Raw genomic sequence first — 12,549 nt, 5'->3', positions numbered from 1 at the left:
GTTATAAACCCTTGATAGCGCTGCCAAACGCCGTCTCATAAAAGTAGATGAGCTTTTTCCAGTCTGCGTCGTTGAACGACGAGTGGCGGCGCAACTGTTTCAAGTCATGGACAGCTGCGCGATAGGCCGTCAAACGCTTTCGGCACTTCTCCAGATCGATCAGGGCCACTTCGACCTTGGCCGTCTCGCCCTCACCGGTCACACGAACGAAAACATGCTTGTCGTAAAGGCAACCGTGCTGCCAGCGGCCCTTGTGCATGCGAGCCAGGTTTTCAGCCAGGTCATTGAGCACTCGGTCGTTTATGGCTGCACCATGACGCTCGCGACCGCCACCGTCGTACCAGCGATCGATTTCCTCGTAGCCGTCCAGCGACTTGGTGACCAACAAGGCACGCCACTTGTGAACAGGATCGGGCTGTGCGCCACAGAAAACGATTTCCGGAACCCGTACGCCAAGCGCGGTCACGCCTATGAGCGCAGCATGCTCACGCATTACCGTAGGCCGCCCGAAAGGGTGCTGCAAGCTACGATGGATATGCCCGGTCTGGCGCTTGACGTAGAGCAGTTGACCATCACTGCCCATCAGGCGTTGAACGCCGCTTTCCCCGCCGCGACGGACGTTGGGTTCTTCTACCCACTCACCACGCTGACTCCAGAAGTAATCGAAGCGGTCCTGGGGAACGACTTCCGTTTCTGCTGCACACTGCACTGCCATCCTGTTACCTCTTGCGTAATACGTAAACTCGCCACATGGCATAGAGCGGCAAAAAGTCCAGTTGTTCCTGGATGCGGAAACCCGCCTGCTCAAATTCCTTTTCTACGGTAGCGGCCGGTAACACAAACCTGTTTTGGTAACCTTCCTGCCCACGGGTTTTCTCCGAACGCTTGCGTTTCCACGCCTTGAAGTTGCCATCGACCCACAGCGAAAGGATCACGCTATCACGGGTAACCCGCTCGAACTCACGCAAAATAACCATGCGATGCTCGGCTTCACCGATGTGGTGGAGCAAGCGCATGCAAAAAATGCTGTCGACGGCGTTGTCCGGCAAGGCGATGTCGAATGCGGATGTGTGCAAGGGTTGTACCCGTTTCACCACATCGGCAGGTTGCGCCTGGGTTGCGATCTTCAGCATGGACTCCGAATTATCGGCACCGATGATCACGCGGTTGGATTTTTCCGCCAACAAGGGCCAGAAACGCCCTGCACCACAAGGCAAATCGAGGACCAGACCAGGCTCGCCAACCAGAGCCAGCGCCTTACGCGCCAGTTGCTCGTCACGCCAATGGGACAATCGACGGCCGAGACCTTCCTGGTGTTTGCGCAAATAGCGTTTCGCGTGTTGATCGTCGTATTTTTCCGAAAAATCGAGCTTGATCGGGCCGTCCATCATCAGGTCTCCTGAACTTCTGATAGCAGCTACCTTAGATTTTGAAGTGTCGGCGACTGGTCATCCATTTGTGAAAATATCGTTAGGGGAACCCGGAAGTATTACAGGGTTTTTCAGAATTGACAGGGTTTGCTGGACGCCTGACTCAATAGATCAAGTTCGGGACAGCTCCACCTGAAAACGGCAGCCACTGGGCTCCATCGTAGTCAGGCTGACGCTCCAGCCCTGGTTTTCACAGATCCGTTGCACCAGTGAAAGCCCCAGGCCCAGACCTTCCCCGCGTTTTTCAGTGCCCCGAACGAAGGGTTCGAACATCGCCTCGCGTTTTTCCTCGGGAATGCCCACACCGCTGTCTTCGACCAGAAATCCCGTGCCCGACAGGCTCAGGCGAATGAAGCCCCGTTCGGTGTAGTGCAAGGCGTTGCGCAGCAAGTTACCCATCACTGCGTGCAGGAGCGTCGCATTGTAGCTATTGGCCTCGGGGTTGCCCGGTTCGAAGATCAGCTTCAGCCCTTTGCTTTCAATGGGCTCGCGCCACAAACCGACCAGGCCCTCGGCTACCTGGCCCAGGGACTGCTGCGGCGACATGCTGGTGTCGTCGCGCTGGGTACGGGCCAGCATCAGGAAGGTTTGCACCAGTTCACGCATTTCTTCACAGGCCCTGGCGATGCGCTCGACCTGGGCGCGACCACGCTGATCCAGACCAGGGTTTTCCAGCAACAACTCGCAGGAACTGGCCAGGATCATCAGGGGCGTGCGCAATTCGTGGCTGACGTCGCTGGTGAACAATCGCTCACGGCTCAGGGCCTGACGCAAACGCCCGAGGGTGGCGTCGAAGGCCACGGCCAGTTCGCCCACTTCGTCGGCGGCATAATCCGGCGCCAAGGGGGGAGCCAAACCCAGCAGTTGATCACGATGGCGTACCTGACGGGCCAGCCGAACCACCGGCGCCATGACCCTGCGTGCCAGGACCCAGCCAAGAAACACCGCCAGTGCCAGGCTCAATACGAAACCCACCAGCACCACGGCAAACAGCACCCGTTCACGCTCTTCGAAGTCACTCTGGTCCTGCAACAGCACGTAACGTCGGCCGTCGACGATTTCGACCATGGCGTGGTACGACAGGTTTTCACGGAACACTTCGTGGAAACCCGGCTCCAGGTGCCGCAAATCCTTGGGCAACCTGAAATCGCCTGGCCCATTGCTGAAGTAGAACAATTGATCCGGTTCGGGGCGGTGGCTCCAGTCCGTGACATTGTCCATCAGCAGCAGGCGCTGCAAATCGCCGCCCAGGCCGGCGGAAATCAGCTTTTCCTCCACCAGGTGCACGGTCGCCACGATGCCCATGGCAAAAGCGCCCGCCACCAGTGCGCTCATCAGCGCAAAGGCAATGATGATGCGTTGAGCAAGGCTCTGCTTAAACTCCATCACGGCCCTCGGCCAGGCGATACCCCACACCGTGCACGGTTTGCAGCAATGGCTTGGCGAACGGCTTGTCGATCACCTGGCGCAGTTGGTGGACATGACTGCGCAGGCTGTCGCTGTCCGGGCAGTCGTCGCCCCAGAGCGCTTCTTCAAGGATTTCACGGCGCAGCACATGAGGGCTTTTCTGCATCAACACCGCCAGCAACTTCAGGCCGACCGGGTTGAGTTTCAGCAAGCGGCCTTCGCGAGTGACTTCCAGGGTGTCGAGGTCGTAGCTCAGGTCGCCGACCTGCAAGGTCCGCCGCCCACCGCCTTGGGTACGGCGCATGACCGCTTCGATACGCGCTGCCAGTTCCGACAGGGCGAACGGTTTGATCAGGTAGTCATCGGCGCCGGACTTGAAGCCTTGCAGACGATCATCCAGCTGATCGCGGGCCGTGAGCATGATCACCGGCGTTTCGCGGCGAGCATCCTCGCGCAGGCGCTTGCACAGGGTGTAGCCATCGATGCCGGGCAACATGATATCGAGCACGATCAAATCGTAGTGCTCGGTGGCCGCCAGATGCAGGCCCGACAAACCATCCTGCGCGCAATCCACGGTATAGCCTTTGAGCCCCAGGTAATCGGCCAGGTTGGCCAGGATATCGCGGTTGTCTTCAACCAATAGAATTCGCATGGGTATCTCTCCGTCCACAGTAACGGCCGTCGTGGCCCGCGCAGCTTAAGGCGAAGTTCAGCGCACGGCTAGGGCTGAGTAAAGTGCAAAAGCGTGGAAATTGACCGATTGCAGCCTTAACAAGTTTTTCACCCGGGATTCACACACAAGCGACAGATTCGGGTCCAAACTCTGCGCGGCTGCGCATTTGAGAACATTTCACTGATCAAGGAACTAGCATGGTTTCGACCCTTGCCCGCCCTGCCCCTCGTCCGCTCAACTTCTGGGTGTGCCTTGGGGTTCCCGCCGTAGCTGCGATCATTCTGGTATTGCTCGAATTGACCAGTCTGGACATGGACCTGGCCAAGCTGTTTTACGATCCGGTCGCCGGGGAATTCATCGGTCGCCACAGTTACTTCCTCGAGGACATCCTGCACGATCGCGCCAAGCAAGTGGTGATCGCCTTCTCGGTGTTTGCCATCCTCGGCTTCATTGCTTCGTTCTTCACGACCAGGCTCAAACCGCTCAAACGGGAATTGGGTTGCCTGGTGCTGTCCCTCGGGCTGGCAACTTCCTTTGTCACGCCCATGAAAGCGGTGACCGCGGTGCAATGCCCATGGAGCCTCGAGCAATTCGGCGGTCACGAGACCTACAGCGAACTGCTGAGCCCTCGCCCGCCCACCGAAAAACCGGGGCGTTGCTGGCCCGGCGGCCATGCGGCCACCGGTTTCACCCTGTTTGCGATGTTTTTCGTACTGCGTGACCGTCGCCCGCGCATGGCTCGCGCAGCGTTTGTCTTCGCCTTCGCCCTCGGCTCGGTGTTCTCCATCGGCCGGATGATGCAGGGCGCGCATTTCTTCTCGCACAACGTGTGGACGGCGGTGTTCTGCTGGCTGATTTGTCTGGGGTCGTATTACTTCGTTCTGTATCGACCGGCCTTGAGGGCTGAACGCGGGGCCAGTGCAGTACCTGTAGCCGTCTGATATGCAGATCAAATGTGGGAGCGAGCCTGCTCGCGAAGCAGTTCAACATTCAATGATGATGTTGACTGATACATGGCTTTCGCGAGCAGGCTCGCTCCCACAATGAACTGATACAGGCTTCAAAGTCCGGGCAATAAAAAACCCCGCCGGCTTTCGCAGGCGGGGTTTTTTCGTACAGGGGGTAAGGCTGGCTTACATCATGCCGCCCATGCCGCCCATACCGCCCATGTCTGGCATACCGCCGCCAGATGCACCTTCTTTCTTCGGTGCGTCAGCAACAGCAGCTTCGGTGGTCAGGATCAGACCGCCGATCGACGATGCAGCTTGCAGCGCGGAACGGGTGACCTTGGTTGGGTCCAGGATACCCATTTCGATCATGTCGCCGTATTCGCCAGTCGCAGCGTTGTAACCGAAGTTGCCTTTGCCGTTCTTGACTTCGTTGACCACAACGCTTGGCTCGTCACCGCTGTTGGCAGCGATCTGACGCAGCGGTGCTTCAACGGCACGGCGCAGAACAGCGATACCCACGTCCTGATCAGCGTTGTCGCCTTTCAGATCGTTCAGGGTTTGCAGAGCGCGGATCAGCGCAACGCCACCGCCAGGTACCACGCCTTCTTCAACGGCTGCACGGGTTGCGTGCAGGGCGTCTTCAACGCGAGCTTTCTTCTCTTTCATTTCTACTTCGGAGCCAGCGCCAACCTTGATCACCGCAACGCCGCCGGACAGCTTGGCCAGACGCTCTTGCAGTTTTTCACGGTCGTAGTCCGAGGAAGTTTCGGCAACCTGAGCACGGATCTGAGCGATACGGGACTCGATGTCGCCTGCTACGCCAGCACCGTCAACGATGATGGTGTTTTCCTTGGAGATGGTCACGCGCTTGGCGCTGCCCAGGTTTTCCAGGGTGGCTGCTTCCAGGCTCAGGCCGATCTCTTCGGAGATAACGGTACCGCCGGTCAGAACGGCGATGTCCTGCAGCATGGCCTTGCGGCGGTCGCCGAAGCCTGGAGCCTTGACGGCTGCGACTTTAACGATGCCACGCATGTTGTTCACGACCAGAGTCGCCAGGGCTTCGCCTTCAACGTCTTCGGAAACGATCAGCAGTGGACGACCGGCTTTGGCAACGGCTTCCAGAACTGGCAGCATTTCGCGGATGTTCGAGATCTTTTTGTCGACCAGCAGCACCAGCGGGTTGTCCAGCTCGGCAACCATGGTTTCCGGCTTGTTGACGAAGTACGGGGACAGGTAGCCACGGTCGAACTGCATGCCTTCTACAACCGACAGTTCGTTTTCCAGGCCAGTGCCTTCTTCAACGGTGATCACGCCTTCTTTACCGACTTTTTCCATGGCTTCGGCAATGATGTCGCCGATGGAGTTGTCGGAGTTGGCCGAGATGGTACCGACCTGAGCGATTGCCTTGGTGTCAGCGCATGGCTTGGACAGGTTTTTCAGCTCTTTGACGATGGCGATGGTCGCCTTGTCGATGCCGCGCTTCAGATCCATCGGGTTCATGCCGGCAGCGACGGCTTTCAGGCCTTCGTTGACAATCGACTGAGCCAGAACGGTAGCGGTGGTCGTACCGTCACCAGCGTCATCGTTGGCACGGGAGGCAACGTCTTTGACCAGCTGCGCGCCCATGTTTTCGAAACGGTCTTCGAGTTCGATTTCTTTGGCGACGGAAACGCCGTCCTTGGTGATGGTCGGAGCGCCGAAGCTCTTCTCGATGATCACGTTACGGCCTTTCGGGCCCAGGGTCGCTTTTACCGCGTCAGCCAGGACGTTGACGCCTTTGAGCATTTTCTTGCGGGCGGAATCGCCAAACAGAACTTCTTTAGCAGCCATGATCGATATTCCTTAAATACTTTGTAGTAGCGGAAAATGAACGGGGGTATCAGCCTTCGATAACAGCGAGGATTTCGTTCTCGCTCATTACCAGCAGGTCTTCGCCGTCGACTTTCACAGTGTTGCTGCCGGAGTAAGGACCGAACACAACCTTGTCGCCCACTTTCACGGACAGTGCACGCACTTCACCGCTTTCCAGTGCTTTGCCTGGACCTACAGCGAGGATTTCGCCGCTGTTGGCTTTTTCAGCAGCCGAACCTGGCAGGACGATACCGCCAGCGGTTTTCTTTTCTTCTTCGCTGCGACGGATGACGACGCGGTCATGCAGAGGACGAAGCTTCATTGTCGATCTCTCCTAATTGTGGTTTTCATCGGCCGGTGTAGTCCCGGCGGGTTTAACAAAGTCCGGCGGTGCCGGGTGCGGTTCGTCAACGAACCGCGGAAGTCTGTCTGGCGTGTTCGCCAGAAACCTTGCGGTGACCGTTACATAAGGGCGCACAAGCTGATTACAAGGGCGGGCATCGAAAAAATTTCATGTCGATACCCCGCAAACGAACACGGCACCCGAAGGTGCCGTGTCGATGTGCGTATTACTTGGTATCGCGGTGTTCGAACTCGCCTTCGATCACGTTGGGCTCACGGCCAAGCGGCTCGCGAGGCGCCGGGCCACCACGGGCCTGGAGGTCGTCGGCGAACGCTCGCTGACGCATCGCCTGCTCTTCGGCGCGCTGGCGCATTTTATTGGCCAGCAGGCGACGACTGAACGGCAGCAGCAAGAACAGGCCGATCACATCGCTGATGAAACCAGGAAGAATCAGCAGGCCACCGGCCAATGCCAGCATCAGGCCTTCGAGCATGGTCTGGGCCGGTAGTTCGCCGCGGCTCAGGCTTTCACGGGCACGCAGGGCCGTCGCCAGGCCGGCGATGCGCAGCACAAACACGCCGAACATCGAGCCGAGAATGATCAGCAGCAGAGCCGGGAAAAACCCGATGGACCCTGCCACCTTGACGAATACGAACAGCTCCAACACCGGGAACAGCAGAAAGAGCAACAAAAAAGGGCGCATCAAATGGTTCCTCAACGCAAGAATGCCTTGCCAGTTCACCTTAGATGACGTCGCCGTTTCGTGAATTCAAGCGTCGGTCACTTCATTTTGAGGCCAATGATCGGCGTGGGCCAGAGAAACCAAGGCTTCACGAACTTGTGTCGGCGTATTACAAGACCCTTGAAACGGCAACCAGTACAGACTTTGACCGATACGCAGGTGCATGCCTTCGGTATCGATACCGACCATTTGTGCCGGCACGTTTTTCGGCAGCCCGGCCAGGTCGACGTAATGGGCGATGGCCTTGGCGTGATCGGCGTTCATGTGCTCGACCATGCTCACTTCGGCCTTGCCCGCGAACGGATTGGCCAGGGTCAGGTCGTTGACCCAATGAATTGCGCCAAAACCGCCGATGTAACGGTGGCGTACAGGCTCAAGCACCCAGAAATCGAAATCGTGGGCCTTGTGATAACCCTGCGACTCCGGGAAATAGCGGTAGTAACGCTCGGAGGCGGCTTCGATGGCAGATTCGTCTTCGAGCTGCCGGGCCTCGGCCAGGTAAGTCAGTCGACCAACGGCCTGGACATCTTCGGCGCCACGTTCGCCGACAAAGAGCGAGCATTTCCGATCTTTTTGCAGATTATGCGTGTGCTGGGCGATGCGGCTGATCAGGATCAGCGGCCGGCCCTTCTCGTCCAGGCAGTACGGAACCACGGAGCCGAACGGAAAGCCGGGCATCGATTTGGAGTGCGTGGAGAGCACTCCGCGGTATTCCTTGAGAAGCAATTCTCGTGCATGCTTAGCCGCTTCTACGCTCAATTTATGACTCCTTATATAGAATCCGTCAGAAAAACGGACGGGCTGCTGGTGGTAAGTTCCAGCACGCCATCGGGGCAGTTCTCATGTGCAGCCAAGCCAGGTCAGGCGCAGATCGAGAGGCTCTCTAAAGGAAACTACTCAGACCTGCTACCGGGGCATGCGAATGCAACTCACTGACAAAGTAATCATTATCACTGGCGGTTGCCAGGGCTTAGGCCGTTCCATGGCCGAGTATTTCGCAGGCCTGGGCGCGAAGCTCGCGCTGGTGGACCTGAACCAGGAAAAACTCGACGACGCCGTCGCGGCCTGCAAGGCCCGGGGTGTCGAGGCCCGCGCCTACCTGTGCAACGTGGCCAACGAAGAGCAAGTGACCCACATGGTTGCCCAGGTCGCTGAAGACTTCGGCGCGATCCATGGCTTGATCAACAACGCCGGGATCCTGCGCGACGGCCTGTTGCTCAAGGTCAAGGATGGCGAAATGACCAAGATGAGCCTGGCCCAGTGGCAGGCCGTCATCGACGTCAACCTGACTGGTGTGTTCCTTTGCACTCGCGAAGTCGCAGCGAAAATGGTCGAGCTGAACAACAGCGGCGCGATCATCAATATCTCGTCGATTTCCCGCGCCGGCAACGTCGGTCAGACCAACTACTCCGCGGCCAAGGCCGGTGTTGCCGCGGCGACCGTGACCTGGGCCAAGGAACTGGCACGCTACGGCATTCGCGTGGCCGGCATTGCACCGGGTTTCATCGAAACCGAAATGACCCTGGGCATGAAGCCTGAAGCGCTGGAAAAGATGACCGCCGGGATTCCGCTCAAGCGCATGGGCAAGCCTGAGGAAATCGCCCATTCGGCGGCTTACATCTTCGAGAACGACTATTACACCGGTCGGATCCTGGAGATGGATGGCGGGTTGCGGATCTAAGACGCACAAAGAACAACTGTAGGAGCGAGCCTGCTCGCGAAGGTGTGTCAGGCACCGCGGTGTCGACTGATACACCATCGCGAGCAGGCTCGCTCCTACAGGGATTCGTATTTCAGTTTATTTAGTCGTCGCTGACGCTGATATTCGGCATCGCCGGCGTCAACGCTTCCTGCAACACGATCCGCGCGCCAACGTGACGGGCCAGTTCCTGGTAGACCATCGCAATCTGGCTATCAGGCTCGGCGATCACCGTTGGCTTGCCGCCATCGGCCTGTTCGCGGATGACCATCGACAGCGGCAGCGAAGCCAGCAGTTCGACGCCATATTGGTTGGCCAGCTTCACGCCCCCGCCTTCACCGAACAGATGCTCGGCATGTCCGCAGTTGGAGCAGATGTGCACGGCCATGTTTTCCACCACGCCCAGCACCGGAATGTTGACCTTGCGGAACATTTCCACGCCCTTGCGTGCGTCCAGCAATGCCAGGTCCTGCGGGGTGGTCACGATGACCGCACCGGCCACCGGGACTTTCTGCGCCAGGGTCAACTGGATGTCACCGGTGCCTGGCGGCATGTCGATGACCAGGTAATCCAGGTCACCCCATGCGGTTTGCGTCACCAGTTGCAGCAGGGCGCCGGAGACCATCGGCCCGCGCCAGACCATCGGCGTGTTGTCATCGGTCAGGAAGGCCATGGACATCACCTCGACGCCATGGGACTTGAGTGGAACGAACCACTTCTGGTCCTTGACCTCGGGGCGGGTGCGCTCGGGGATGCCGAACATGATGCCCTGGCTCGGGCCGTAGATGTCCGCATCGAGGATCCCGACCTTGGCGCCTTCGCGGGCCAGGGCCAGGGCCAGGTTGGCCGCCGTAGTGGATTTGCCCACGCCGCCCTTGCCGGAGGCCACGGCCACCACGTTTTTCACGTTCGCCAGGCCCGGAATCTGTGCCTGGGCCTTGTGTGCGGCGATCACACTGGTGATTTCGACCTTGGCACTCGCCACGCCATCCAGACCCTGAATGGCCATTTCCAGCATCTGCGCCCAGCCACTCTTGAACAGACCGGCGGCGTAACCCAGTTCAAGCTGAACGCTGACGCGCTCGCCCTGGATCTCGATGTTGCGCACGCACCCGGCGCTGACCGGGTCCTGGTTCAGGTAAGGGTCGGTGTATTGGCGAAGGACGGCTTCCACCGCTGCGCGATTGACGGCGCTCATGGGCAACTCCGAAAACAGGACTGGAAAAGATAGAGGGTATCGTACCTGTTCCAGACGTTTGGCGGGATGTTGAAAAGATCGCAGCCTTCACCTGTTACTCATCCAATGAAACAGGCTCACAGGGTGAAAAATATGCGCCGGCGCTTTATAGTGGCCGACCTCCGTTTCATCAAGTAGCCGAGCCCCATGTCCGAGCCACGCAAGATCCTCGTCACCAGCGCCCTGCCCTATGCCAATGGTTCGATCCACCTTGGCCATATGCTGGAGTACATCCAGACCGATATGTGGGTGCGCTTCCAGAAGCACCGCGGCAATCAATGCATTTATGTCTGCGCCGACGACGCCCACGGATCGGCGATCATGCTGCGCGCGGAAAAGGAAGGCATCACCCCGGAACAACTGATCGCCAACGTCCAGGCTGAACACAGCGCCGACTTTGCCGAATTCCTGGTGGACTTCGATAACTTCCACTCCACTCACGCCGAAGAAAACCGTGAGCTGTCGAGCCAGATCTACCTGAAGCTGCGTGACGCCGGGCACATCGCCACGCGCTCGATCACCCAGTACTTCGACCCGGAAAAGAAAATGTTCCTGGCCGACCGCTTCATCAAGGGCACCTGCCCGAAATGCGGCACCGAAGACCAGTACGGCGACAACTGCGAAAAATGCGGCGCGACCTACGCACCGACCGACCTGAAGGATCCGAAGTCGGCAATCTCCGGCGCCACCCCGGTGCTCAAGGATTCCCAGCACTTCTTCTTCAAGCTGCCAGACTTCCAGCAAATGCTGCAAACCTGGACCCGCAGCGGCTCCCTGCAAGACGCCGTGGCCAACAAGATCGCCGAATGGCTGGATGCCGGCCTGCAACAGTGGGACATCTCCCGCGATGCGCCGTACTTCGGTTTTGAAATCCCCGACGAGCCGGGCAAATACTTCTACGTGTGGCTGGATGCGCCGATCGGCTACATGGCCAGCTTCAAGAACCTGTGCAACCGCACGCCGGAGCTGGACTTCGACGCGTTCTGGGGCAAGGACTCCACCGCCGAGCTGTACCACTTCATCGGCAAGGACATCGTCAACTTCCACGCCCTGTTCTGGCCAGCCATGCTCGAAGGCGCAGGGTACCGCAAGCCGACCGGGATCAACGTGCACGGCTACCTGACCGTCAACGGCCAGAAGATGTCCAAGTCCCGCGGCACCTTCATCAAGGCCCGGACCTACCTGGACCACCTGTCGCCGGAATACCTGCGCTATTACTACGCGGCCAAGCTGGGCCGCGGCGTCGACGACCTCGACCTGAACCTCGAAGACTTCGTGCAGAAGGTCAACTCCGATCTGGTGGGCAAGGTCGTCAACATCGCCAGCCGTTGTGCCGGCTTCATCAACAAGGGCAATGCCGGCGTGATGGTCGACACCAATGCCGCGCCTGAGCTGACCGAAGCCTTCCTGGCCGCCGCGCCAAGCATCGCCGACGCCTATGAAGCTCGCGACTTCGCCCGCGCCATGCGCGAAATCATGGGCCTGGCCGATCGCGCCAACGCCTGGATCGCCGACAAGGCACCGTGGTCGCTGAACAAGCAGGAAGGCAAACAGGATGAAGTCCAGGCCATCTGCGCCACCGGCGTCAATCTGTTCCGCCAACTGGTGATCTTCCTCAAGCCAGTGCTGCCGCTGCTGGCCGCCGACGCCGAGGCGTTCCTGAACGTCGCGCCGCTGACCTGGAACGACCACGCGACCTTGCTCGGCAACCACCAGCTGAACGAGTTCAAGCCGTTGATGACCCGGATCGACCCGGTCAAGGTGCAAGCCATGACCGACGCCTCGAAAGAAGACCTGACCGCCAGCCAGACCGACACCGGCGCAGCCGCGCCTGCCGGCAATGGCGAACTGGCCAAGGATCCGTTGTCGCCGGAAATCGAGTTCGACACCTTTGCCGCCGTCGACCTGCGTGTCGCCCTGATCGTCAAGGCCGAACACGTGGAAGGCGCCGACAAGCTGCTGCGCCTGACCCTGGACATCGGTGACGAGCAGCGCAACGTGTTCTCCGGGATCAAGAGCGCTTACCCGGATCCATCGAAGCTCGATGGTCGCCTGACCATGATGATCGCCAACCTCAAGCCACGGAAAATGAAGTTCGGCATCTCCGAAGGCATGGTGATGGCGGCCGGCCCTGGCGGTGAAGAGATCTACCTGCTCAGCCCTGATAGCGGCGCCAAACCGGGCCAGCGCATCAAGTAAGGTCTGCGGCAAATCGAT

Annotated in this window: 12 protein-coding genes; 3 read left to right on the top strand and 9 right to left on the bottom strand. The window is 59.1% G+C overall.

Going from position 1 to position 12,549, the window contains the following annotated elements; all coding sequences use genetic code 11:
* Position 1 precedes the first annotated feature (1 nt).
* The 4 genes from ACM6J5_RS23250 to colR form a co-directional block, all read right to left on the bottom strand.
* The gene (locus tag ACM6J5_RS23250; RefSeq protein ID WP_095943848.1) at positions 2 to 715 is read right to left on the bottom strand and encodes a lipopolysaccharide kinase InaA family protein; all 714 of its coding nucleotides are present in this window, start codon (positions 713 to 715) and stop codon (positions 2 to 4) included.
* Between the two features lie 4 nt (positions 716 to 719).
* The gene (locus ACM6J5_RS23245; protein ID WP_095943867.1) at positions 720 to 1,388 is read right to left on the bottom strand and encodes a class I SAM-dependent methyltransferase; all 669 of its coding nucleotides are present in this window, start codon (positions 1,386 to 1,388) and stop codon (positions 720 to 722) included.
* A gap of 153 nt (positions 1,389 to 1,541) precedes the next feature.
* Complete coding sequence (locus ACM6J5_RS23240) at positions 1,542 to 2,816, bottom strand: sensor histidine kinase (protein ID WP_414929415.1); 1,275 nt, start codon at positions 2,814 to 2,816, stop codon at positions 1,542 to 1,544.
* The gene (colR, locus tag ACM6J5_RS23235; protein WP_007985839.1) at positions 2,806 to 3,489 is read right to left on the bottom strand and encodes a two-component system response regulator ColR; all 684 of its coding nucleotides are present in this window, start codon (positions 3,487 to 3,489) and stop codon (positions 2,806 to 2,808) included. The genes ACM6J5_RS23240 and colR overlap by 11 nt, the downstream gene beginning before the upstream one ends.
* Before the next feature lie 218 nt (positions 3,490 to 3,707).
* Between colR and ACM6J5_RS23230 the strand changes: the two genes are divergently transcribed.
* Positions 3,708 to 4,451 (top strand): phosphatase PAP2 family protein, encoded by a 744-nt coding sequence (locus ACM6J5_RS23230; protein ID WP_414929414.1) that lies wholly within the window; start codon positions 3,708 to 3,710, stop codon positions 4,449 to 4,451.
* Positions 4,452 to 4,643: 192 nt separating this feature from the next.
* Here ACM6J5_RS23230 and groL read toward each other — a convergent pair whose 3' ends face one another.
* The 4 genes from groL to ACM6J5_RS23210 all read right to left on the bottom strand — a co-directional run bounded on the left by groL (position 4,644) and on the right by ACM6J5_RS23210 (position 8,155).
* Positions 4,644 to 6,290: a chaperonin GroEL gene (groL, locus tag ACM6J5_RS23225; RefSeq protein ID WP_095943845.1), complete on the bottom strand. Its 1,647-nt coding sequence runs from the start codon at positions 6,288 to 6,290 to the stop codon at positions 4,644 to 4,646.
* A gap of 49 nt (positions 6,291 to 6,339) precedes the next feature.
* Entirely contained in the window at positions 6,340 to 6,633 is a 294-nt protein-coding gene (locus tag ACM6J5_RS23220; RefSeq protein ID WP_095057064.1) for a co-chaperone GroES, read from the bottom strand.
* A 247-nt stretch (positions 6,634 to 6,880) separates the two neighbouring features.
* On the bottom strand, positions 6,881 to 7,357 hold the full coding sequence (locus ACM6J5_RS23215; RefSeq protein WP_414929413.1) for an FxsA family protein: 477 nt from the start codon (positions 7,355 to 7,357) through the stop codon (positions 6,881 to 6,883).
* Positions 7,358 to 7,423: 66 nt separating this feature from the next.
* A complete protein-coding gene (locus ACM6J5_RS23210) occupies positions 7,424 to 8,155 on the bottom strand; it encodes a HugZ family protein (protein WP_095943843.1) in 732 nt (243 codons plus the stop codon).
* Positions 8,156 to 8,318: 163 nt separating this feature from the next.
* Between ACM6J5_RS23210 and ACM6J5_RS23205 the strand changes: the two genes are divergently transcribed.
* Positions 8,319 to 9,077: an SDR family oxidoreductase gene (locus ACM6J5_RS23205; RefSeq protein WP_095943842.1), complete on the top strand. Its 759-nt coding sequence runs from the start codon at positions 8,319 to 8,321 to the stop codon at positions 9,075 to 9,077.
* A 121-nt stretch (positions 9,078 to 9,198) separates the two neighbouring features.
* Here the strand turns inward: ACM6J5_RS23205 and apbC are convergent, their stop codons facing one another.
* Positions 9,199 to 10,293: an iron-sulfur cluster carrier protein ApbC gene (gene apbC, locus ACM6J5_RS23200; RefSeq protein WP_095943841.1), complete on the bottom strand. Its 1,095-nt coding sequence runs from the start codon at positions 10,291 to 10,293 to the stop codon at positions 9,199 to 9,201.
* 186 nt (positions 10,294 to 10,479) lie between these two features.
* Between apbC and metG the strand changes: the two genes are divergently transcribed.
* A complete protein-coding gene (gene metG, locus ACM6J5_RS23195; RefSeq protein WP_150672379.1) occupies positions 10,480 to 12,531 on the top strand; it encodes a methionine--tRNA ligase in 2,052 nt (683 codons plus the stop codon).
* The last annotated feature ends 18 nt before the right edge of the window (positions 12,532 to 12,549 follow it).

This window comes from Pseudomonas sp. IT-P74, from assembly GCF_949768175.1.
Taxonomy (GTDB): Bacteria; Pseudomonadota; Gammaproteobacteria; order Pseudomonadales; family Pseudomonadaceae; genus Aquipseudomonas.
This window is presented reverse-complemented; position numbering and strand designations above follow the sequence as displayed.